We start from the raw sequence: 21962 nt of genomic DNA, 5'->3' as shown, positions 1-21962 counted from the left end.
GCGTCAGCTCTTGACGGACCCCGACATCAGGCCGCCGACGAAGTAGCGGCCGAGGACGATGTAGACGAGCAGCGTCGGGAGGGAGGCGAAGAGCGCGCCGGCCATCGAGACGCCGTAGTCCTGGAGGAGGGCGCCGTTGGCCAGGTTGTTCAGGGCCAGCGTCACCGGGCCGTTCTGGCTGGAGGAGAAGAAGACCGCGAACAGGAAGTCGTTCCAGGCCGAGGTGAACTGCCAGATGAGCACGACCACGAAGCTGGGGATCGAGATCGGCAGGATGACCGACCAGTAGGTCCGCAGCATGCCGGCGCCGTCGATGCGGGCGGCCTCGACCAGTTCGTGGGGGACGGTCTGGTAGTAGTTGCGGAAGATCAGCGTCGTGATCGGGATGCCGAACACCACGTGGAGCAGGATCAGCGTGGGCACGCCGCTCGGCAGGTCCAGGTCGAGGACCAGCTCGTTGAGCGGGATGATCACCGCCTGGTACGGGATGAACATCCCGAACAGGATGAGCGTGAACACGATGTTGGCGCCGCGGAAGGACCAGCGGGAGAGCACGAAGCCGTTGATCGAGCCGAGGAACGCCGCGATGATCGCCGACGGGATCACCATCTGGAGGGTGCGCCAGATCGCCGGGGTCAACGTGTCAGCGGCGGTGCGCCAGTTGTCGAGCGTCCAGGTCGACGGCAGGTTCCAGGCGCGGGCCGGTGCCGCGTCGCCCGGGCCCTTGAAGCTGGTGATCAGCAGCACGTAGACCGGGATCAGGACAATGAGGAGGAAGAAGAGGAGGGCGGCGTAGCGCAGGGTGCGGGCCAGGGTGAAGCCGCCGGGGCGCCGGGGGCGCGAGGAGGGCGTCGCGGGGCGCGCCGTGGTCGGCGGGGTGGTGGTGGTCGAGAGCGTGGCCATTACCGCTCCCTGCGGTTGGTACGGACGAGGTAGGGCACGACCACGACGGCCACCAGGACCAGCAGGATCGAGCCGATGGCGGCCGCGTTGGCGTAGTCGAAGCTGGACTTGAAGACGTACATGTCCACCGCGGGGACCTTCGTCTGGTAGTTCGCCGGCTTCGAGATGGACATGATCAGGTCGAAGGACTTCAGCGACATGTGGCCGATGATGATCAGCGCCGACAGGGCGACCGGGGAGAGCTGGGGGAACAGCACGTGGCGGTAGAGCTGCCAGGTGGTGGCGCCGTCCATCCGGGCCGCCTCGCGCAGCTCGTCGGGGATGCCGCGGAAGCCGGCGAGGAACAACGCCATGACGTAGCCGGAGAGTTGCCAGATGGCGGGGATCGCGATGGCGGTGATGCCGTAGTCGACGTTGTTCCACCAGTTGTTCTGGAGGAAGTCGAGGCCGGTCATCTGGAAGAGCCGGTTGAGGCCCGTGGCCGATTCGTCCTGGCCGGAGTTGAGGAGCCATCGCCACACCACGCCGGAAGCGACGAAGGACACCGCCATCGGGAACAGGTAGATGGAGCGGAAGATCCCCTCGCCCCTGATCGGCCGCTCCAGCAGCCAGGCCCACAGGAAGCCCATGACCAGGGTGCCGCACAGGAAGACCGCGGTGTAGAGCAGCAGGTTCCGCAGCGAGTGCTGGAACGCGTCGTTGCCGAGGAGGTCGAGGTAGTTGTCGAACCAGACGGTGTTCGACGGCTCCTGGCCCGTGGCCTGGGCCGCGGTGTGGATGTCGGTCGTCGACGTCCCGAAGTTCACGGCGATGAGCCCGTAGACGAAGACGCCCACGAGGATCAGCGAGGGGGCGAGCAGCAGCAGCGGCGGCCCGACGCGTTTCAGGGTGTGTGTCATCGGTGTCTCGTGTCTCTCCCTTGGGGCGTCACGGCGCGCCGTCGGCGGGGAAGGGCCGGCGGCGCACCGTGACGTGATCCCGGGTCGGCGCTGGAGATCAGCTGGTGGCCACCGCGGCGGCGAGCTCCGACTGGAACGTCGAGAGGTCGGCGGCGCCGGAGGTGAACCTGCTGGTGGCGTCCGTGACGGCGTTCAGCCCGGCCACCGGGGCGGCGGCGCCGTGCGCCAGGGAGGGGACGATGGTGTCCTGGCCGTACGACTCCATGGCCGACTGCTGGTACGCGGAGAAGTCCGCCGGGTCGGCGTCGACGCGGGCCGGGATGGAGCCCTTCGCCACGTTGAACGCGGTCTGGCCCTCGGCGGAGGAGACCGTCTCCAGCCAGGCCCTGGCGCCCTCCTCGTCGGGGGCGCCCACCGGCAGGGTGAAGGAGTCGGCGAGGAAGTCGAAGACGCCGTCGGTGCCGGGGACCGGGTTCGCGGTGAAGTCGGTGCCGAGCTCCTGGCCCTGCTCCTCGAAGGCGGCGACGGCCCAGTCGCCCATCACGTTGAAGGCGGCGTTGCCGTCGATGACCATCTGGGTGGCCTCGGGCCAGTCAAGGCCGTCGCGGTCGGTGTTGGTGTAGCTCATGGCCTGCTCGAAGTCCTCGAGGGCGGCGGTGACGTCGGCGCCCTCCCAGTCCGTCGAGCCGTCCCAGAGACCGTTGTAGGCGTCGGCTCCCAGGTCGGCGAGGAGGATCGTCTCCAGCAGGTGCACCTGGGTCCAGGCGGTGGCCACCGAGAGGGGGGTGACGCCGGCCTCCTGGAGGGCGTCCAGGTCGGCGAACCAGTCGTCGAGCGAGGCGTAGGTGGCGTTGGGGTCGATGCCGTTCTCCTCCAGCACGCCGGAGTTGGCCCACAGCACGTTCGCCCGGTGGACGTTGGAGGGTATCGAGTAGATCTGCCCGTCGTGGGTGAGCAGCTCCATCAGGTCGGCCGGGAAGGCGTCCCGCAGGTCGAACTCGTCGTACAGCGGCGAGACGTCCTGCAGCTGCGCGGCGTTGATGTAGTCGAGCAGCTCCATGCCGGCGTGCGCCTGGAAGGTGTCCGGCGGGTCGTTGGCCTGGAGCCTGGACTGCAGGAGGTCCTTGGCGGCCGAGCCGGCGCCGCCGGCCACGGCCCCGTTGACGAACTCGATGTCGGGGTGCTGTTCCTCGAACACGTTCACCAGGGCGTCGAGGCCGGCCTTCTCGGAGCCGGCGGCCCACCAGGTGAAGACCTCGACCTGCTCGCCGGCGCCGCCGCCGCTCGAGTCGCCGCCGCTGTCGTTGCTTGAACCGCTGCACGCCCCGAGCGTCAGGGCGGCGACGGCGACGCCGGCCACCATCGAGCCGGTCTTGTGAGTGACACGCATCAGTGAATCCCTACGCCTTCATTGCCGTACCAGGGGTGTCCCCGGTCATCAAAGGCCCAGCCCTCCTTGAAGTCAAGAAGTAAATCCAAAGATGGGTTCAGTCGTTATTTGCGGCCGGTTCATGTACGCAAGGGAACGTGCCCTCTGCCCCGACGGGGGTGCGGACGGTAGGCTGCCCGTCGTGCGCACTGACCGGGTGACTCCCGGCTCGCAGACTTCACTACGTGAGGCCAACCGAGCCCGGATCGTGAGCGCCGTTCAGCGGCACGGCTCGCTCACGCAGATAGAACTGGCCGGTGTCACAGGGCTGTCGCCGGCCACCGTCTCCAACATCGTCAAGGAGCTCGCGGCGAGCGGTGTGCTGCACACCTCCCCCTCCACCCGCAGCGGCCGGCGCGCGCTCCAGGTCACCCTCGCCAGGGGCCTCGGCCTGGTGGCCGGGGTCCACTTCGGCAGCCGGTCCATGCGGGTCGCGCTCGCCGACGCCGCGATGCAGCTGCTCGCCGACCAGCGGATGCCGCTGGCGCCCGACCACCGCGCCGACGCCGGGCTGCGCCGCGCGGCGCTGCTCGTCGTGGAGATGCTGGAGTCCCTCGACGCGCGGCCAGAGGAACTGCTCGCCGTGGGCGTCTGCCTCCCGGCCCCCGTCGACCGCGCCACCGGGCGCATCACGACGGTCGGCATGCTGCGCGGCTGGGACGGGATATCCGTGCCCGAGGTGATCGGGCGCGAGCTGGCCGTGCCGGTGGCCGTCGACAACGACGCCAACCTCGGGGCGCTCGCCGAGACCAGGCTCGGCGCCGCCGTCGGCCACGAGAACGTCGCCTATCTGCGGGTCTCCCACGGGGTCGGCGGCGGCCTGGTCATGGGCGGGCAGCTGGTGCACGGCCGGTCGGGCGGCGCCGGCGAGATCGGGCACGTGACGATCGACGAGAACGGCCCGATCTGCCGCTGCGGCAACCGCGGTTGCCTGGAGACGTTCGTCGGCGCCCCGGCCCTGCTCGGGATGCTCACCGCGAGCCACGGCCACCTCACGCTGCGGGACGTCATCCTCCGCGCCGAGGAGGGCGACCCCGGCTGCCGCCGCGTGCTCTCCGACGCCGGGCAGCACCTGGGCGTGGCCGCCGCGAACCTGTGCAACCTGGTGGACCCGGAGATCGTCGTGGTCGGCGGCCAACTCGCGGAGGCCGGCGAGATCCTGCTCGGCCCGATGCGCACCGTCGTGGAGCAGCGCACCATGCCGAGCACCGGCGGCCCGGCCAGGGTGGTCGCCTCCGGGCTCGGCGCGGCTGCCGAGGTGCGCGGCGCGCTGGCCGTCGCCCTCGACACGGCCCGGGTCCGCGGGGCGCTCGGGGTGACCCCGTGATCGAGGGAAGTGCGGTCGGCCGGAGAGCGGTCGGGCGAAGAACGGTCGGCCGGAGAACCTGGGCCGGCTGCCTCGCGGCGCTGCTGCTGGCGGCGGCGGCCGGCTGCGTGCCGGGTGCCTCGGCCGCCCCGGCGGAGGGCGCGATCGGGCTGCTGCTGCCCGAGGTGAAGACGGCGCGCTACGAGACCACCGACCGCCCCACCTTCGTCGGCGTCGTGGAGCAGCGCTGCGCCGGCTGCGAGGTGTACTACGCCAACGCCGACCAGGACGCGGCGATCCAGCAGCAGCAGGCGGAGTCGATGCTCGCCAGGGGGGCCGACGTCCTCGTCCTGGACGCCGTGGACACGATGGCCGCCGTCAGCATCGTCCGGGAGGCGGACCGGCACGGTGTCCCCGTCATCGCCTACGATCGATTCATCGCCGGCGGTGGCGTCGACTACTACGTCTCGTTCGACAGCGAGCTCATCGGCTACCTCCAGGGAACCTCGCTGGTGACCGCCGTCGAGGAGGCCGCGAGAGCGAACGGTCCGCGTGCGGACGGCCGTCCCCCCGGGGTGCTCCTCGTGCGCGGCTCGGGCACGGACCCGAACGCCGCCGCGCTCGCCGCCGGCGTCGACCGTGCCCTCGAAGGAGAGGACATCGAGGTGCTCGCCGAGTACGACACCCCGGACTGGAGCCCGGACGAGGCCACCGACTGGGTCGAGAGCCAGGTCACCAGGTTCGGCGACCGGATCGACGGCGTCTACGCCGCCAACGACGGCATCGCGGGCGGCGCGGTCGCCGCGATGAAGGCCGCCGGCTTCGACCCGGTGCCGCCCGTCACCGGGCAGGACGGCGAGCTGGCGGCGGCCCAGCGCATCATCTCGGGCGACCAGTACATGACGGTCTTCAAGGCAACCACCGAGCAGGCCAGGACGGCGGCCGAGCTGGCCGTGCGCGTCCTGCGCGGCGAGTCGCCCCGCACCACCGCGACCATCGAGGGGGTGCCGAGCATGCTCCTCGCGCCCCGGGCGGTCGGCGTCGACGACGTGGAGCGGGTGCTGGTCGACGGCGGGGTGCACACGGTGGAGGAGATCTGCACCCGCTACTACGCGGCGGCGTGCGCGGCCGCGGGGCTGACCGGGGAGGCGTCGTGAACGACGCGCAGCCCGTGCTGTCGCTGCGCGGCGTCTCGAAGAACTTCGGCGGCGTGCGCGCCCTCATCGACGTCGACCTCGACATCCGCCAGCACGAGGTGCTGGCCGTCGTCGGCGACAACGCCGCCGGCAAGTCGACGCTGGCCGGCGTGATCGCCGGCGTCTACCGGCCGGACGCCGGCCAGGTGCTGCTCGACGGCGCGCCCGTGGTGCTCGACTCCCCCGCCGTGGCCCGCGGCCTGGGGATCGCCGCCGTCTTCCAGGAGCTGGCGCTCTGCGACAACCTGGACGTCGTCGAGAACCTCTTCCTCGCCCACGAGCCCACCCGCGGCGGCTTCCTCGACGAGGTCGAGATGGAGCGGCGGGCCTGGGAGCTGCTCGGCCAGCTGGCCACCAACATCCCGTCGGTCCGGCTGCCGGTGCGGGCGCTGTCCGGCGGGCAGCGGCAGGTCGTCGCCGTGGCCAGGGCGCTGCTCGGCTCGCCCCGGGTCGTCGTCCTCGACGAGCCGACCGCCGCGCTCGGCGTCCGGCAGACCGCCGAGGTGCTGAACCTCGTCGAGCGGCTGCGGGAGCGCGGGCACGCCGTCGTCCTCATCAGCCACCAGGCCGCCGACCTGCAGGCCGTCGCCGACCGGTTCGCCGTGCTGCGGCTCGGCCGGATCGACGACGAACTTGACGCCGCCAGCGTGGGGTACGAGGATCTGCTCGCCGCGATGACCGGGGTGAGCCGCCCCAGCGGCAGGAAGCCCCGATGACCCCAGCCACCGCACCACCGTCGCAGCGCACGCTCGTCGCCGTCCTCGCGCGCGAGGACCCGTGGCCGCGCCTGCTGCGCCACATCCCCGACCGCGAGCTCGGCCTGCTGCCGGTGATCGGCGCCCTGGTGCTGCTGTGGGCCGTGTTCGGGCTGATCGAGCCGGCGTTCCTGTCGGCCGAGAACCTGGTCAACCTGACCCTGCAGTCCGTGCCCACCGGGGTGATCGCCCTCGGCGTCGTCCTGGTGCTGCTGGTCGGCCAGATCGACCTGTCGGTCGGCTCGGTCAGCGGGCTCGCGGCGGCCGTCGTGGGGGTCACCACCGTCCTGGCGGACTGGCCGATCGCGCTCGGCATCGCGCTGGCGCTCGCCGTGGGCGTCGCCGTCGGCCTCGGCTACGGGCTGCTCGCCACCCGGCTCGGGTTGCCGAGCTTCGTGCTGACGCTGGCCGGGCTGCTCGTCCTCGCCGGCGTGCAGTTGCGGGTGCTCGGCCCGCAGGGCTCGATCAACCTGCCCTTCGAGTCGTGGCTGGTGCGGTTCGCCCAGGAGAGCTTCCTCTCCCCGCTCGCCGCCTGGGGCCTGGTGGCGGCCGCGGTCGCCGTGGTCACCGTGGTCCAGCTCGTTGAGCGCGCCAGGCGGGCGCGGGCCGGGCTGCCGCGGATCTCGATGGGCCGGCTGGTGCTCCGCGTCGCCGCGCTTGCCGCGCTGCTCTGCGCGACCGTCGCCTACCTGGGCACCGAACGCGGCATCGGCTACCCGGTGGTGCTGCTGGTGGCGCTCGTCCTCGTGGTCGACGTGCTGCTGCGCCGCACCCGTTGGGGCCGGGCGGTGCGCGCGGTGGGCGGCGACCCGAGGGCGGCGCTGCTCGCCGGGGTCGCGGTCCGGCGCACGACGATCTCCTGCTTCGTGGCCTGCTCGGCGCTGGCCGCGCTCGGCGGCGTCCTCGCGGCGGGCCGGCTGGCCGCCGCGAACCAGGGCACCGGCGGCACGGAGACCTTCCTGATGGCCATCGCCGCGGCCGTGATCGGCGGCACCAGCCTCTTCGGCGGGCGGGGCAGCGCCTGGTCGGCGCTGGTCGGCGTCCTCGTCATCACGTCCATCTCCAGCGGCCTCACCCTGCTGAATCTGGACACCGCCACCCGCTACGTGGTCACCGGCCTCGTCCTGCTGCTGGCGCTCACCGCCGACACCCTCATCCGCGGCCGCCGCACCCCGGCCGCCGTCCCGGCGGCCCGCCGGCTGCCCTGACGGGCGGGCACGCCGAAGAACTCGCTTGATCCACAAGGAAGTTGGCGCGCCGCCACGGGCCGCACGCGGTTACCATGGGACGGCTGGGAACGTTGGGACGAAGGGGAGTCATGGACGGCCAAGAACAAGGCACCGCCGCCGTCCCGGAGGTCGGCATCGAGGATCTCCGCCTCGGCCAGCCGCACTCCGCGCGGATGTACGACTTCTTCCTGGGCGGCAAGGACAACTACGAGCCCGATCGCCAGGCCGCCATCAGGGCGTTGACGGTCTATCCCGGGATCATCACGCTCGCCAGGGAGAACCGGTCGTTCATGCACCGGGCGATCCGGATGCTCGCGGAGGCCGGCATCCGGCAGTTCCTCGACATCGGCACCGGCATCCCGACCTCGCCCAACCTGCACGAGGTCGCGCAGAGCGTCGCCCCCGAGTCGCGGGTGGTCTACGTCGACAACGACCCGCTGGTGCTGGCCCACGCCCAGGCCCTGTTGGACAGTTCGCCTGAGGGCCGCACCGCCTATCTGCGGGCGGACGCCACCGACCCGGAGGCGATCCTGTCCGCCCCCGAGCTGACGGAGACCCTGGACCTCAGCCAGCCGGTGGCGCTCAGCGCCTGCGCCGTGCTGCACTTCATGCCGGACGACCGGGACCCGTTCCGCGTGGTCAGGACACTGCTCGACGCGTTCCCCGCCGGCTCGGCGCTGACGGTCAGCCACGCCACGCCCGACTACGACCCGGTGGCGACGGAGAAGGCCGTGGGGGTCTACCGGGCCAGCGGCACGCCGGCCCAGGTGCGCAGCCGCGCCGAGGTGGCGCGCTTCTTCGCCGGGCTCGACCTGGTCGAGCCCGGCATCGAAGTCGCCCACCGCTGGCGCCCCTACGAGGTCAGCTCGCGGCTGCCGGCGCCGGCCAGGCAGACCCTGACCGACGCCGAGGTGAGCCTGTTGGCCGGCGTCGCCTTCAAGCCCTGAGCTCCTGGCCGGCCTGCACTCCGGGAATCACCGCCTGATCCGCACCTGGGCCTCCGTCGTGTGCCCCGAGCCGGCGCCGGTCGCGGTGAGGGTGGCGCGGCCGGCGGGGGCGTCGGCCGGGACGGGCGCCTCGAACGACACCGTGCCGCGGCGGTCCGCGACGGCCCGGCCGAGGGACGTGTCGCCGAGCGTGAACTCCACGCTCTCGCCCGCGCGGTAGCCCCGCGCGCCGACCTCGACGGTCTCGCCGGCGCGGACCTGGCCGGCGACCCGCAGCGCGCCTGGGCGCCCGGCGGCCGCCGCGTACTCGGCGCAGACGTCGCCCTGTGCGCCGACCTCGGGCGCCGGCGAGCCGCCGGTGACGCCGTCGTCCTCGCGGACCGTCAGCGTGCCGAAGCCGGCGTCGCCCATCACGGCGCCGGAGACGTTGGTCGCCGAGACCTTGAACGCGGTGGTCGCGGCCGCGCCGGGCAGCGTGTCCCCGTAGGTGGGGACCGCCACCGGCACGCACACCTGCCCCGGGGCGAAGGTGACCTCGCGCATGGTGACCCCGGCCCGGCCCTGGGCGGCGCCGAAGACGCTGACGTACGCCGTCACCGGGTGCCGCACCCGCTCCGAGAGCACGGCCGCCACCTGGGCGGTGCCGGGGCCCGAGCCCTCCTCGACGCGGGTCGAGGCGATGTCGACGGTCGCCTGCCTGGCGGGGCGCCGGCCGCCGACCGCCGGGTTCTCGACGGCGAGGTCGGAGAGGAAGACGCCGCCTGACGGGGTGCCGTCGGCGCCGGTGGCCGGGGTGAACCGCACCTCGCGCACGTCGGTGAGGTCGAGGCCGGTCAGGGCCGAGGTGGGGACGGTGACCTGCTGGAGGACGATCTTGCGCAGCCAGGGGTGTTCCCGGCCCGGCAGGCGGCTGACCGCGCCGGGGTTGAGCTCCGAGACGGGCGCGGACCAGGTCCTTCCCGCGCCGTCGACGACGCTGATCACCACGTCGGTGCCGGTGACGACGGACGCGTCGGCCGCCATCCGCACCGAGAGCCGCTCGTGGTCGGCGATGTCGCGCCGGCCGCGCGGCAGGCTCACCCGGACGTCGCCTTCCGCGGAGTCCCACGCCATGTGGAGCATCGGCGCGGCCGGCACGTTGGGCGCCCACAGCGCCGGCGACCAGTGCGGCAGCGCCGCCTGGTCGACGGTGGTGGCGCAGAACGGCCGCGGCTGCGGCAGGGTGACGCCGCCCGCGCCGCCCATGCTGGCGCACGCCTCGGCGGTGACGTCGCCGGTGGCGCGCACCGCGTCGCTCGCCCGCTCGAAGGTGGCGAGGTCGGTGCGGGAACGGGCGGGTTGGGTGGCGGCGACGGTGATGGACGCGAACGACGCCGTCGAGGGCGCGACCACGTTCGAGCCGTCGAAGAGCGGCCGGAACTCGGTCTCGTCGCCCAGCGTCAGCCGGAAGAAGCCGGCCAGGTACGCGACGCCGACCGCCCGTTGCTCGGCCGCGGTCAGCCGGGTGGTGGCGTCGGCCGAGGGGTCGCACGTCGGGTCGTCGCTGTCCGGCGCGAAGGAGGCCCAGTCGTCGGCGGTGGCCGCGGGGAAGAGCCCGGGGGTCCAGACGGTGTTGAAGTAGTTGTGGTTGGCGCCCATCACCAGGACCGCGGAGCGCAGCACGTCGTCGTCGAAGGCGTGCCGCGAGTCGTCGACGATGTGCTGGCCCATCAGGTTCTCCACGTCGCCGTCGCAGTACGGCAGGATCGTCGCGGTCACCGTGTTGGGCAGCGTGATCCGGTCGTAGGCGACGGGGGCCAGCGGCAGCACGGCGTCGATCCCGTACTGCCGGGACACCGGCCGGGCGTCGTTGAGGGTGGCGGCCGCGACCACGCCCTCGCCGCCGCGCGAGTGGCCCATCAGCCCGACGTCGTCCAGGTCGAGCCGGCGGACCAGGTCGGCCGGCCGCAGGTCGCCGGTGAGCGCCTGGTCGAGGCCGACGTCCCGGTCGGTGAACGCGTCGTGGAAGACGACCCGTTCACCCCGGTCGGCCTGCTCCAGCATCCGCAGGGTGTCGAGGACGAGTTGGCCCCTGGCCTGGGCGCCGTGGTCGGCGGAGAGCTGGTTGTCGTTGGCGTTGATCGCGTTGGCGGATATCGATATGACGGCGTATCCGTTGCTCGCGAGGGCGCGGGCGGGTTCCTCGTAGCCGAGGTGGCTGGGTATGGGGAGGCGCTGCTGGGTGCTGTCGGGCGAGGCCAGGCAGGGCCAGCGCGCCGGGTTGGCGGCGCCCGAGCCGTAGCAGGAGGTGTGGCGGCCGTGCAGGAAGACGACGACGGGCGCCTCGCCCCGGCCGTCCGGGAGGTAGATCTTGCCGGTCATCTCGCCGCGGATGCCGCCGATGTTGAGCAGCGGGACGGCCTGGTCGCCGAAGTCGTACTCGGCCTCGTACACCTCGTGGTCGCCGTGGCTTGACGGGTCGGCGGCCAGCACGCTCTGGTCGCCGGCCGGGACGGTCGACGGTACCTGGACGTCCGTGTCGGCGGCCGGCGCCCCGAAGGCGTCGGTCGTCACCTCGGTGGCGTCCACCACCGACGGGTCGCTGGTCACCAGGGACAGCGAACGCCCGTCGGCGGACTCGGTGGCGGGCCCGAGGACCCGGCCGTCGACCGCCAGGGTGGGCGCGCCGGCGGCGACCGGGAGCCGACGGTCGAGTTCGAGCTCGACCTCGAAGCCGCCCGCGACACGGGTGACGGACCAGGAGGAGCCGGAGGCCACCTCGGGATCCGGCTCGCGCGGGGCCGCCGAGGCGGCGGGGGCGGAGAGGGCGGTACCTGCGCAGGCGGCGAGCGCCAGCGCCAGGGCGAGACGTTTCACACGCCGGGGGAATGTCGTCACGTGGGGCCTTACGTCATGAGGTGCGGAACATGCCCGCCTCTCACCCGATTTCGGGGCGAGTGTCGAGCAGCGGCACCGTACGTCCCACGCGTAACGGACGTACCGGGGAATTGTTGCGTCCGCTTTACGCCGCCGGCCGCTCTCCCCGGCCGGGTCGGTAGGTTGGCGGCATGAGCGCGGACGACGCGCCGCCCGGGGGCGGCGGGCCAGGGGCCATCCGGATCACGGTGGACCGGACCAGCGTCGCCGCGGGCGACGACGCCCTCCCCCACGCCGAGACCCTCGACCTGCCGGCCGACGCCACGCTGGCCGCCGTCGTCTCGGGCCTGCTGGCCAGGCACTTCCTCGCCACGATCGCCGGCGGCCAGGCCACCTGGATCCTGACCGGCGCCGACCGCCCCCTGGCCGTCGTCGCCCAGCAGTGGGCCGAACCCCGCTACCTCGTCGAACCGACACTCCCGATCGGCTCGTTGGCGGTGACTGGGCGGGGCGTCACGCTCCTCTTCAGGTACTGGAAGCAGCACGACCCCGAGCGGGTCCTCGCCGACCTCGCGGCCGGCCGCACGCCGCGCCGTTGAGGTCTATGCCACGCCCGGCTCCGCCCCGAAGTAGACCACCTGCTCCCTGGCGGCCCGCAGCCCCTCGTACGTGGCGGTGAACAGCTCGAAGTAGTCGCGCAGCGAGGCGCCCGAGGTCTCGGTGCGGCCGGGGACCGGGCGTTCGAACTGGTAGCCGACGCCGCCGGTGAAGGCGCGCCAGCCGAGGGTCTCGCGGCGGGCGGCGTCGTCGACGATCCGGAACGTGTCGCCGGTGCTGAAGTCGAGGCCGTAGAGGTTCTCGGCGGGGAAGTGCGGGATGTTCTGGAGGGTGTATGACCGGCCGGGGGTGGCGCCGCCGGTCTCGGAGACGACCCCGGGCGGGCCGATGTCCTGCTGCGCCGGCTTCTGGAAGTCCTCGATGGGCTTCTTCTCACCGTAGTAGCCGTCGATGTCGGTGTAGTCGTGCTGCCGGTCCTTGACGCCGCCGAAGAGCTTGTTCTGCACCAGGGCCGCCAGCCAGGCGATCAGGCTGATCAGAATGAGGATGAGGATCGCGATGACCGCCCCGGCCGCCGCGCCGATCGCGGTGCCGACCCCCGGGGCCACCAAACTGCCGACGAACGCGCCGATGCCGGCGCCGCCGATCGCGAACACCGGCAGGGCGGCGCCGATCCCGGCCCAGAACTCCCGGTCGCCCGGGTCGTAGGTGGCGACGCCCGCGCCGCCCTCGGCGATGGTGTCGTAGCTGACCTGGTTCGCCAGGCCCTGGACGGCGAGGAGGTTGGCGAAGACCACCGGGTGCAGCCCGTCCGGGCTCTCGGCGCCCGTGTCGTCCACGAGGGTCACCGAGGGGTGGTCGAGCGGGATCACGGTGGCGGTGGTGGGGCTGGTGCTCAGGAAGAGCAGCCCGCTGAGCCGCTCGGCCGCGCGGGCCCTGAGCGCCGGCCCGCCGCCACAGCCGCCGTCTCCGGTCGGGAAGCGGTCCATCAGCAGGCCGACGGCGAGGTGGTGGAACTCCCGGTTGGTGCCGCCGCCATCCCCCTCGCGCCGGGCGCCGTCGTCCGCCGGATAGAAGGCGTGGTACAGGAACATCAGCGGCTCACCGCCGTTGCGCGGGAAGGCCACCTCGCGCAGCGGATCCAGGTGGATCCGGTTGTTGCGCAGCTCGGCGAAGCGCCCGCCGCGGGCCGCCGTCGCCGCGTAGTGCCGGTTCAGCCGGGAAGCCGCCTCGGGCGACTTGATCTCGGAGAACAGCGTGGGCGTGAGGCGGCCGGGGGTGAGCCGGGCGTCGCTCGCCGGCAGGTTGAGGTGCCCGGCGGTGAGCGGCGAGTCGGGGTACGGCTCCACTCCGGCATCGATGCCGATGGTGGCGGTGAACGGCCGCCGCCCACCCTGCGGAACGTCCTCCGGCGCGGGGCCCTGCCAGGCGTCCGGGTTGTCGAAGAGCACGCCGAACGCGTCCCGCCCGACCGGCCGGGTGCCGCCCTCGGTGTAGAGCCGGCCGCGCAGCACGCCGTCGTCGAACCCGAGGTAGCGGAGGACGTCGACCGGCCAGTACGTCTGGCTGTCGGGGTGCCGCACGACGGGCGCGCAGCGCTCGGCCACCGCCACGAACTCGGCCGCGCTGTCCCGGTCGTCGGCGGCGAGCAGGCCGAAGAGCTCGGCGAGCGTGAGCTCCAGGATGTAGCGGAAGCGCTCGAGCTGCTCCCGCCGCTCGGGGTCCGTGGTGCCCGCGATGCGGGCGTCGAGCGCGGTCGTGGTGGGGATCCGGACGAAGCCGGCCGGGGTGGCGGGCACGGTGAACCGGCCGTCGGCGTCGAACAGTTCGGCCGGCTCGGTGAGCCCGGCGAAGTCCGGGTTGGTGGTGAGGACCTCGAAGAACCGCTCGATGAGGTAGGTGCGGACGGTGTCGAGCCTGCTCATGACGTCTCCCCCCGATCGCGGTCGTGATCGTGGTCGTGGTGATGGCGGTGCTGATCGCAGTGGATGTGGACGTGCGTCGCGCCCCGGTCGGCGTCTCCTCGGCCGCCGCAACCACAGCGACCGCCGGGCCCTCCTGGACGGCCTGCCCCGCCCCCGTTCCCGCCCCCGTTCCCGCCCCCGTTCCCGCCCCCGCCGCACCAGCGCTGTAGCCACTGCACCAGCCAGTCGTACGCGCTCGGATCGCCGCCGGGAAAGACCGGCGGGAACGTGCTCACGCACCACTCGGGGTGGGCGCGCCGGATCTGTTCCCAGCGCTCGGGCGACAGCGGGTCGGCGGCGAGCAGCCGCAGCGCTTCCCAGCCGAACGCCTGCTCGGCCGCCGCGTTGCCCTCGCAGGCCGTGGTCACGTACCGCTGCAGCAGGCCGGCCAGCGCCGGGTCCTTGAACAGGTCGGTGCCTGCCTGCTCGTGGCGCTGGGTCAGCTCGGCGATCTCGACGGCGACCGGCATGAGCGCGTCCAACGTGGCCGCCGGGTCGGCGGCCTGGCCCACGATGACGGCGGACAGCCGCTTCACCCCGGCCGCGACGTCGGCGCCGTAGGCGCGCAGCGCCTGCTGCTCCGCGCCGGTCAACTCCCGCCGCAGCGCGGCGTCCCACTCCTCGAGCCGACTGGTGCCGTCCGAGCCGGTGCAGAGCAGCTTCACGAGGTTGGTGACCATCTCCTCCCGCTCGTCCAGCGTGTCCACCCAGACGGGGCCGATCAGCCCCCGGAACGTGTAGCGGGAGTCGCCGCCCGGCCAGTAGCCGATGCGGATGCCGTTCTCCGCGACCGGCCGGATCGGCAGCCCGGCGGTGATCCGGGCGCCGAGCAGCTGGCCGTCGACGCTGAGCGTGAGCACCTGCCCGGCGTCGTACAGCAGCTCCGCGAGGTGCCACTGCCCGACCCGCAGCCGCCCGGCCCGGCTGGAGAGGCCCCACCACTCGGGCGAACCGTCGTTGATGGTGCCGGACAGCACGCCGCCTGGCTCGGTGAAGAGCGCGAACGAGCCGTCCCCCTCCACCAGGTTGAGCCGCCGGGAGCCGAGGGCGTCCTCGGCCCTGAAGTACGCGCGGACCCGCAGCCCCCGCCACCCGGCGAAGTCCGGCCGCGGGCCGGTGACGATCTTGGACTCCGGATGGTCGTACCGCACGGCGGTCGCGATCCCCTCGACCGGCCGATCCACCCACCGATCGGCCGCGGGCAGCTCCACCCGCCCATGAAACCCGTGCCCGGTCTCGTCGAGCGCGGCGTGATTGACGAAGTCGTAGTGCAACAACGGCGTCCATGACATGGGCACAGCCCCCTTGTCACCCACATCCCCCGGGCACGGCTCGGCCCGTGACTACCCGCAATATGCGCCGCGCAGGACACCCACATGCCACCCACGTGGCAGCGTCCGGTTGCACGAGCCGGCGCGCGGGCCGGCGCGCTACGCGGGGTCGGCGTCCGGTCGTCGCCTCGAAGTGCGGCTCGTCGTCGAAGAATCGGTGTCGCGAGCCTTCCGCCGGAGCGGACGGTAGCGCATCGGCGGACGGCTCCCGGCCCCCCGCCGCGGCCGTCGGCGGGGGGCCGGGGGTCGTCGTCGGTGGCGCGGATCAGAACACGAAGGGCCCGGGTGACTGCGGTGAGGTGGCCGTGCAGTTGACCGTGATGAAGCCGAAGACGGTGAACTCCAGTGACACCGCCTCCAGTACGTCGCCCGCGGCGACCGTCCCGCTCAGCGGGCCGGTCGTCACGTCGTCGCCGGCCGCCATCGCCGGGTTGTCGCTGCCGGTGAACGTCGCCGTGTCGCCGCCGTTCTTGGTGAGGGTGAGCGTGGAGTCGACCGAGCCCGCCGGGATGGCGATGGGCGCGGTCACGGCGGACGAGCTCAGGGTGATGGTCGCCGACGTGCCGTCCTGGGTGGCCACGAGTCGCGCCTCCCCTGAGCCGTAGCTGCCGCAGTCGGCCGACACCGTGGCGTTCGTCGGCTCGACCGCGCCGGCGGCCGGCGCCAGCGCGAACGCGCCGGCGGCCAGCGTGGCCGTGGACATCACGAGACCGATCCCGAGCTTGCTGCGTCGCATGGAAACTACCTTTCGGTGTGGGGGAGTTACCTGACACGCTCCACACCGCCGCGGCCGTGCGCACGCCGAGGAGGCGTGCGAGATGGGGGACCACGAGGGGCGTGGAATGCGATGCGGTGCGGTGCGCTCACGGCGGCCGGCGGGTGCGCACGGGGCCGCGGCTCGGTCCCGTACCGGCCCCCGCTGCGAACGGGCTGACGGTCCATCAGCCCCTGCGGTACTCATTTACTCGCGGGTAGGAAGGGAGCGCAAGAGCGGTACCCATGATTTTTACGCGCGAGTAAGTTCCGCGGCGAGTGAGAGTGGTCCGGTGGCCGTCCAGCCGGGCCCGCTTCCCCCGCCCTCACCCCTGTGCCACCATGGTGCGCCGGCCGGGCAGTGGCGGGGAGACGGGGCGGAATGCGACGCGGGCTGACGTTCACCTGTGTGCTGCTGGTCCTGCTCGGTCTCGTCCTCGTGGGCTGGGGTCTGGCCACGGGAGCCGATCTCAGCGCCGTCAACAACGCCCTCGGAGTGCTGAGCGCGCTGCTCGGCACGCTGGGCGTACTGGCCACGTGGCTACGGCCCGTCCCCGCCGAGGCGGACGTCCTCGACGGCAAGGCGGACAGCCTCGCGCAGCTGGTGCTCGCCCAGCAGCGCAAGCGGCGCAGTCAGTTGCTCGGTCGGGACTTTCGCGCCATCGACATCGCCTTCCGCCACGTCCCGGAACCGGGCCGGAACGCCGATCACGCGGCGGCGCGGGGGACGTTCACCCATATCGCCGCGTACTTCGCCAGGCTCCGCCCGCGCCGCCTGGTCATCACGGGCGAACCCGGGGCGGGAAAGACCCTGCTGGCGACCGAGTTGATGATCCAGTTACTCGAAGCGCGGCAGCACGGCGGGCACGAGCCGTTGCCGTTCCTCGTCTCGCTGCCCGCGTGGGACACCTCGTCTCCCTTCGTCGACTGGCTGGCCGGGGAACTCGCCGCCGCGTACCAGCAATCGCCTTCGCTCGCGGCCGCGTTGGTGGAACAGGAGCGCATCGTCCCGGTCCTCGACGGTCTGGACGAGATGGACGCCCCAGGTCAACCACCCCAGCGTGCCCAGCAGGCGCTCGATCAACTCAACGCCTACCACGGCCCGCTGGTGCTGACCTGCCGCGCGGACGAGTACGCCACGCTCAGGTCGAGCCGCCGATGGCTGTGGGACTCGGCACCGATCGAGATCACGGAGCTCACCGCCTCCCAGGCACATGGCTACCTGCTGAGCCGGGCCCCCGACCCGGGGCAGTGGCAGGACATCCTCGACGACATGCGACGTGCCGGGAACGGGGCACTGGCCACCACGCTCACCACGCCCTGGCTGCTCACGCTGGCCGCCACCGTCTCCCTGGCCGACGGCGCGCCGCGCCTGCTGGCCGACTTCGTCGGGGTACCGGCTCCGACCGCCACCGACCCGGGGACACTGGAACAGCGCCTGCTGGCCCGGGCCCTCCCTTCGCTGACCGCCCTCCACGCACGACCGGGACGCGGCACCTATGTCAGCGACGACGTCGTCCGCTGGTGTTCACGGCTCGCGGTGTTCCTGCGCGACACCGGAGGGAGGCGCATAGCCGGCCGGGTCATGCCGAGCACGGACGTCGTGCCCCACGAGATGTGGCCGATCGCCGGAAACCTCGGGCCACGTCTGCTCGCGGCCGGGCTCACCGTCGCCCTGTGGTCTCCGTTCCTCCTGCTGTTCACGCTTCTCATGGTGGCCAACGGGTATCTCCCCTCCCCCGGGATGTGGGCGGTGACGCTGGTGTCCACCCTCCCGGTGGCCGGCGCGTGGGGCGCGTTTCGGCCGTGGCTCCAGCCCCGGCAGATCATCGTCGGCCGGTTGTTCACCGGTAAGGGCCTCGCCCGCTTCGCCCTCAGCGCGCTCGTCGGCCTGGTGCTGGGATGGAACGCGAGCCTGGTCTTCTCCACCGCTTTCGGCGTGCCCTTCGGCTCCGGCTTCGCCGCTGTCTTCGGCCTCGGTATCGGCATGGCCGTACGCTGGGACATTCATCTGAACGCGACGTTCGCCACCGCCGTGCTCACCGCCGCGGTCTTCGGCGCGCTGGCGGGCGCCCTGGGGAACGACTACGGCCGCTATGCCGGGCTCGTGGCCGGACTCGCGGCCGGCGCGGTGTCGCTGTTCGTGGCGGTGAGCGTCGGCATCTCGGTCGCCCGCCGACACGGCGGGGGCGCACCCGACGAGCCCGAGGAGGCCCCGACCCCTCGCACCGCGCTGCGGGACGATCTCGTCGCCGGCCTCATCGCCGGGCTGATCGCCGGAGCGGTGGCCTTCGTCGTCACCTGGCGAGCCCCCTGGCTGGACGCCCCCTTACCACTCGCCGCCGGACTCGGCGTGTCGGCCGCTCTGGCGGCCGGCCCCGGCTTCGTCGCCGAGACCTCCCGCCGCTACCTGGCGATGCTGCTGCTCACCCGGGGCCAACTACCGTGGCGACTCTCCCGATTCCTCGACTGGGCCTATGACGCGGGAATCCTGCGCATGGCCGCCTCCACCTACCAGTTCCGACACAACCGCCTCCAACAGTGGCTGGCCCGCTAGCGGCGTCACAGGCGTCGCTCGGCACAGCCCGCTTCCCTGGCACGGGCTGGGTGTCGGGGCGGAGTCGGATTCGGTGGCGCCGGGGCGGCCGGCGGCGGGAGCTCCCACCGCCGGCCGCCCCAGCGGGCCACAGGTCAGAACGGGGTGAGGGTCAGGGTGAACGAACTCGGCGCGTTGTCCTGGATGTAGGAGGCGAAGCCGGCCACGTCGTCGAAGGCGAAGGCGTAGGCGCGGCCGTCGGCGCTGACCTCGTGGAGGACGCGGGCGTAGTGGTGGGCCGGGTCCGCGCGGTAGAAGGCGGCCGGGTCGGTGGTGGGTTGGCTGGCGTGGCTGATCGCCGTGCCGCGGTTGAGGGCGGCGGCCAGGATGGCGGCAACCGGGCCGGTGATGGGGTCGTTGGGCGCGTGCAGCGCGCCGTCGCAGAAGAGGACGTCGCGGGTGGCGGGGCGGGCGAAGGACACCTGGCCCGGGCCGTTGAAGACGAGCCGGTCGCCGCTGACCCGGCCGGTGAAGGTGCCGGCGTTGGTGGTGACGGTCAGGTCGCGGCCGGCGTACTCGGACCAGACGTGGTCGACGTAGGGCGCGAGGTAGTCGCGCGGGAAGAGGCCGGCGTCCAGGCCGTGGCCCGGCGCCAGGACGCGGCGGTCGCCGAGGACCAGCGGGGCGAACGTGGGGTTCGCGGCGAGGTCGGCGAAGACGCGGGCGCGGGCGCCGTCCCGGAGGGCGCCGGCGGTCTGGTCGGCGTTGCCGGTGAGGCGGATGGCCATCGGCACGCTGAACATGTCGACCGCCGTGGTGTTGCAGTACATGCCGTCCGGGCGGTAGGTGAACTCCGCGCAGTCGTGGATCACCTGGTAGTTGGGGTCACTCGGCACCCAGCCGGCCGGGTAGGCCAGGGCCGGGTTGCCTGCGCCGTCCGGGACGGCGCGGAAGCGCAGCTTCTCGCCCAGCGCCACGTAGATCCGGCCGGAGAGGTAGGGCAGCGGGATGGTGGTGTCGCCGCTCGCCGCGAGCGGGATGGCGTAGTCGGTGTAGCCGTCCGGGCCGTTGTCGGAGAGGGCGACCGGGAGGAGCCGACCGTCCGGCGTGACGCGGACCTGGCGGGTGCCGTCGTTGCCGACGATGTAGATCCACACCGAGCCGTTGGCGAACTGGCCGGTGCGGTTGACGACGGTCACCGGGAGCGGGGCGGCGGCCGCCCCGGCGGCGGCCTGGGCGGCCCCGGGCCGGAACGCCAGGGCCGACGCGCCGAGGGCCGTTCCGAGCGCCGCGCCCCGCAGGAGGTTGCGGCGGGAGAGCCGGGAGGCCGTGGTGGAGGGGGTGGGCGGGATGGACGGGATGGACGGTTCGGAGAGCATGGGGGACTCCTTCCAGCCCTGCGGGCGCACGGGAGGTACGCGACGCCGGGCAGCGTTGAGAGCGCTCTCAGGTCGTTGCTCCCGCACACTGCCCGCGCCGGCCCGCGACGTCAAGGTCCAGACCAATCACGATGCGTTCCAACGACGGCCCCCGCGACGCGAGTTGTGGCGCACGGCAGACTCCCCGGCAGGCCCTCGCGGTGGTCAGTGGGGTGTGCGGGGGCCAGCGCGCCCCGCAGCGGGCGGGGGCCCCGGGGTGGACGACGGTACGCACGGCGGCTGTGCCGGTCGTCGCTCGTGATCCGCCACTGCCTCCACTCCTCCCCCGGCCGGCACGCCGAGTGGGAGGTGCTCGTCGTCGACGCCGGGGCCAGCGACGGCACGCGGGACGCCCTCCGGGCCGCGGTCCGCGGCGGCCGTCGAGCCGCGGATCCACCACCCGCGCCGAGGGCCGCCGGCACCCCTCCGGCGCCGCCCGAGACGGCCGCGCCACGGGATGCGCGATGCGCCGCCGCCCGCCGCGGGTGCGATTCTTCTGCTCGTGCGTTCCTTCCTCCGCCCGCGTCCGCTGGACTGGCTCGCCGGCGCCCTCCTCGCGCTCGGCCTGGTGTTCCTGGCCACCGGCCTGCTGCCGGCCCACGCGGCCGGCGACGCGATGGCGCGCGTCGGGCCGCTGCTCGCGTTCCTCGGCACCGTCATCGTGCTGGCCGAACTCGTCAGCCGCGCCGAGGTCTTCGACGTCGTCGCGGCCGGCGTGGCAAGGGCCGGCCGCGGCGGGTACGGGCGGCTGTTCCTGCTGTGCGTCGCGTTCGCGTCGGTCACCACCGTCGCCCTCAACCTCGACACCACGGCCGTGCTGCTGACGCCCGTCATGCTGGCGCTGGCCGCCCGCGTCGGGATCGCGGCGTTGCCGCTCGCCATGACGACGGTGTGGCTGGCCAACACGGCGAGCCTGCTGCTGCCCGTCTCCAACCTGACGAACCTGCTCGCCGCCGACCGCGTCGCGCTCTCCTCGGTCGGTCTCGCCGGCCGGATGTGGGCGCCGCAGGTGGCGGCGATCGCGGTCACGGCGGCCTGCCTGTGGGCCTTCTTCTGGCGCCGGGGCCGCCGCGGGGCCGACACGTACGACGTCCCCGCGCCGCACCGGCCGGCGGATCCGGTGCTGTTCCGGGTCTGCGGCCTCGCCTGCGCCGGCTTCCTGCTGGCGATCCTGCTGGCGGACGCCCCGCTCTGGATCGCGTCGAGCGCGGCGGCGGCCGTCGCGGTGGCCGCGTTCGCGGCGCGGCGGCCCGCGGTGCTCAGGATCTCGCTCGTGCCGTGGCGGCTTCTGGTGCTGGTGCCGGGGATGTTCCTGGTGGTCGAGACGGTCAACGCGCGCGGCCTGCACGACCTGTTGGCCTCGGCGATGGGCACGGCCGACGACCTCGGCGGCATGCTGCGCGCGGCGGGGATCGGCGCCGGACTCTCCAACGCGCTCAACAACCTCCCCGTCTACCTGGCCGGCGAGGCGGCGGTGCCGGTCGGCAACGAGGACCAGCTCCTCGCCCTCCTGATCGGCACCAACGTGGGCCCGCTGATCACCCCGTGGGCGTCACTCGCCACCCTGCTGTGGTTCGAACGCTGCCGCGCGGGCGGACTGCGGGTGCCGCTGCGGACGTTCGTCGCCACGGGTGCGGTACTCGCGGTTGGTGGGGTGTTGGCGTCGGTGCTGGCGCTGGCGGCGCTCGGCTGATCCGGCATGATGGATACCGGGTTCTCCCCGATCCGCCGCCCCGTCCCCGGACCAGCCAGAGAAATTGCACCGAAGATTGAGTTGTGATAGTTCCGCGAGCCGCGAGCCGCGAGCCGCGAGCCGCGAGCCGCGAGCCGCGAGCCGCGAGCCGCGAGCCGCGAGCCGCGAGCCGCGAGCCGCGAGCCGCGA

General features: G+C 73.1%; 16 protein-coding genes. 8 read left to right on the top strand and 8 right to left on the bottom strand.

The features are described from left to right. Positions 1-3 precede the first annotated feature (3 nt). The 3 genes from ACYVPE_RS03665 to ACYVPE_RS03655 all read right to left on the bottom strand — a co-directional run bounded on the left by ACYVPE_RS03665 (position 4) and on the right by ACYVPE_RS03655 (position 3192). Positions 4-903, bottom strand: a complete 900-nt coding sequence (locus ACYVPE_RS03665; RefSeq protein WP_461031904.1) for a carbohydrate ABC transporter permease — start codon at positions 901-903, stop codon at positions 4-6. Further along, positions 903-1802 (bottom strand): carbohydrate ABC transporter permease, encoded by a 900-nt coding sequence (locus tag ACYVPE_RS03660; RefSeq protein ID WP_461031903.1) that lies wholly within the window; start codon positions 1800-1802, stop codon positions 903-905. The genes ACYVPE_RS03665 and ACYVPE_RS03660 overlap by 1 nt, the downstream gene beginning before the upstream one ends. Before the next feature lie 97 nt (positions 1803-1899). Beyond that, entirely contained in the window at positions 1900-3192 is a 1293-nt protein-coding gene (locus ACYVPE_RS03655; RefSeq protein WP_461031902.1) for an ABC transporter substrate-binding protein, read from the bottom strand. A gap of 247 nt (positions 3193-3439) precedes the next feature. Between ACYVPE_RS03655 and ACYVPE_RS03650 the strand changes: the two genes are divergently transcribed. The 5 genes from ACYVPE_RS03650 to ACYVPE_RS03630 all read left to right on the top strand — a co-directional run bounded on the left by ACYVPE_RS03650 (position 3440) and on the right by ACYVPE_RS03630 (position 8664). Then, on the top strand, positions 3440-4558 hold the full coding sequence (locus tag ACYVPE_RS03650) for an ROK family transcriptional regulator (RefSeq protein WP_461031901.1): 1119 nt from the start codon (positions 3440-3442) through the stop codon (positions 4556-4558). Continuing rightward, the gene (locus tag ACYVPE_RS03645; protein ID WP_461031900.1) at positions 4555-5694 is read left to right on the top strand and encodes a sugar ABC transporter substrate-binding protein; all 1140 of its coding nucleotides are present in this window, start codon (positions 4555-4557) and stop codon (positions 5692-5694) included. Before ACYVPE_RS03650 ends, ACYVPE_RS03645 begins: the two co-directional genes overlap by 4 nt. Continuing rightward, positions 5691-6449 (top strand): ATP-binding cassette domain-containing protein, encoded by a 759-nt coding sequence (locus tag ACYVPE_RS03640; protein ID WP_461031899.1) that lies wholly within the window; start codon positions 5691-5693, stop codon positions 6447-6449. The genes ACYVPE_RS03645 and ACYVPE_RS03640 overlap by 4 nt, the downstream gene beginning before the upstream one ends. Continuing rightward, positions 6446-7696 (top strand): sugar ABC transporter permease, encoded by a 1251-nt coding sequence (locus ACYVPE_RS03635; protein ID WP_461031898.1) that lies wholly within the window; start codon positions 6446-6448, stop codon positions 7694-7696. Before ACYVPE_RS03640 ends, ACYVPE_RS03635 begins: the two co-directional genes overlap by 4 nt. Before the next feature lie 110 nt (positions 7697-7806). Beyond that, entirely contained in the window at positions 7807-8664 is an 858-nt protein-coding gene (locus tag ACYVPE_RS03630; RefSeq protein WP_461031897.1) for an SAM-dependent methyltransferase, read from the top strand. 27 nt (positions 8665-8691) lie between these two features. On the opposite strand, the gene ACYVPE_RS03625 is transcribed toward ACYVPE_RS03630, so the two are convergent. After that, positions 8692-11520 (bottom strand): alpha/beta hydrolase, encoded by a 2829-nt coding sequence (locus tag ACYVPE_RS03625; protein WP_461031896.1) that lies wholly within the window; start codon positions 11518-11520, stop codon positions 8692-8694. 191 nt (positions 11521-11711) lie between these two features. On the opposite strand from ACYVPE_RS03625, the gene ACYVPE_RS03620 reads away from it, so the two are divergent. Continuing rightward, a complete protein-coding gene (locus tag ACYVPE_RS03620; protein WP_461031895.1) occupies positions 11712-12119 on the top strand; it encodes a hypothetical protein in 408 nt (135 codons plus the stop codon). 3 nt (positions 12120-12122) lie between these two features. Here ACYVPE_RS03620 and ACYVPE_RS03615 read toward each other — a convergent pair whose 3' ends face one another. The 3 genes from ACYVPE_RS03615 to ACYVPE_RS03605 form a co-directional block, all read right to left on the bottom strand. After that, the gene (locus tag ACYVPE_RS03615; protein WP_461031894.1) at positions 12123-14003 is read right to left on the bottom strand and encodes a hypothetical protein; all 1881 of its coding nucleotides are present in this window, start codon (positions 14001-14003) and stop codon (positions 12123-12125) included. Further along, a complete protein-coding gene (locus tag ACYVPE_RS03610; protein WP_461031893.1) occupies positions 14000-15334 on the bottom strand; it encodes a hypothetical protein in 1335 nt (444 codons plus the stop codon). The genes ACYVPE_RS03615 and ACYVPE_RS03610 overlap by 4 nt, the downstream gene beginning before the upstream one ends. Positions 15335-15638: 304 nt before the next feature. Then, positions 15639-16109 carry a hypothetical protein gene (locus tag ACYVPE_RS03605; RefSeq protein WP_461031892.1) on the bottom strand — a complete coding sequence of 157 codons (471 nt, stop codon included), beginning with the start codon at positions 16107-16109 and terminating at the stop codon, positions 15639-15641. 399 nt (positions 16110-16508) lie between these two features. Between ACYVPE_RS03605 and ACYVPE_RS03600 the strand changes: the two genes are divergently transcribed. Beyond that, positions 16509-18683 (top strand): NACHT domain-containing protein, encoded by a 2175-nt coding sequence (locus tag ACYVPE_RS03600; RefSeq protein ID WP_461031891.1) that lies wholly within the window; start codon positions 16509-16511, stop codon positions 18681-18683. Between the two features lie 134 nt (positions 18684-18817). Here ACYVPE_RS03600 and ACYVPE_RS03595 read toward each other — a convergent pair whose 3' ends face one another. After that, positions 18818-20041 (bottom strand): beta-1,3-glucanase family protein, encoded by a 1224-nt coding sequence (locus tag ACYVPE_RS03595; protein ID WP_461031890.1) that lies wholly within the window; start codon positions 20039-20041, stop codon positions 18818-18820. Between the two features lie 541 nt (positions 20042-20582). Here ACYVPE_RS03595 and ACYVPE_RS03590 point away from each other — a divergent pair. Continuing rightward, positions 20583-21773, top strand: coding sequence for an SLC13 family permease (locus ACYVPE_RS03590; RefSeq protein WP_461031889.1), 1191 nt, complete (start codon positions 20583-20585; stop codon positions 21771-21773). Positions 21774-21962: the final 189 nt, after the last annotated feature.

This window comes from Streptomyces mayteni (assembly GCF_054783955.1).
The sequence above is the reverse complement of the archived record's forward strand: the minus strand, read 5'-3'. Positions and strand labels throughout refer to the sequence as shown.

Bases quoted from the DNA above. Each gene is read 5' to 3' on its own strand.
- ACYVPE_RS03665 (WP_461031904.1), bottom strand. From the start codon at position 903: ATGGCCACGCTCTCGACCACCACCACCCCGCCGACCACGGCGCGCCCC.
- ACYVPE_RS03660 (WP_461031903.1), bottom strand. From the start codon at position 1,802: ATGACACACACCCTGAAACGCGTCGGGCCGCCGCTGCTGCTGCTCGCC.
- ACYVPE_RS03655 (WP_461031902.1), bottom strand. From the start codon at position 3,192: ATGCGTGTCACTCACAAGACCGGCTCGATGGTGGCCGGCGTCGCCGTC.
- ACYVPE_RS03635 (WP_461031898.1), top strand. From the start codon at position 6,446: ATGACCCCAGCCACCGCACCACCGTCGCAGCGCACGCTCGTCGCCGTC.
- ACYVPE_RS03630 (WP_461031897.1), top strand. From the start codon at position 7,807: ATGGACGGCCAAGAACAAGGCACCGCCGCCGTCCCGGAGGTCGGCATC.
- ACYVPE_RS03620 (WP_461031895.1), top strand. From the start codon at position 11,712: ATGAGCGCGGACGACGCGCCGCCCGGGGGCGGCGGGCCAGGGGCCATC.
- ACYVPE_RS03615 (WP_461031894.1), bottom strand. From the start codon at position 14,003: ATGAGCAGGCTCGACACCGTCCGCACCTACCTCATCGAGCGGTTCTTC.
- ACYVPE_RS03610 (WP_461031893.1), bottom strand. From the start codon at position 15,334: ATGTCATGGACGCCGTTGTTGCACTACGACTTCGTCAATCACGCCGCG.
- ACYVPE_RS03605 (WP_461031892.1), bottom strand. From the start codon at position 16,109: ATGCGACGCAGCAAGCTCGGGATCGGTCTCGTGATGTCCACGGCCACG.
- ACYVPE_RS03600 (WP_461031891.1), top strand. From the start codon at position 16,509: ATGCGACGCGGGCTGACGTTCACCTGTGTGCTGCTGGTCCTGCTCGGT.
- ACYVPE_RS03595 (WP_461031890.1), bottom strand. From the start codon at position 20,041: ATGCTCTCCGAACCGTCCATCCCGTCCATCCCGCCCACCCCCTCCACC.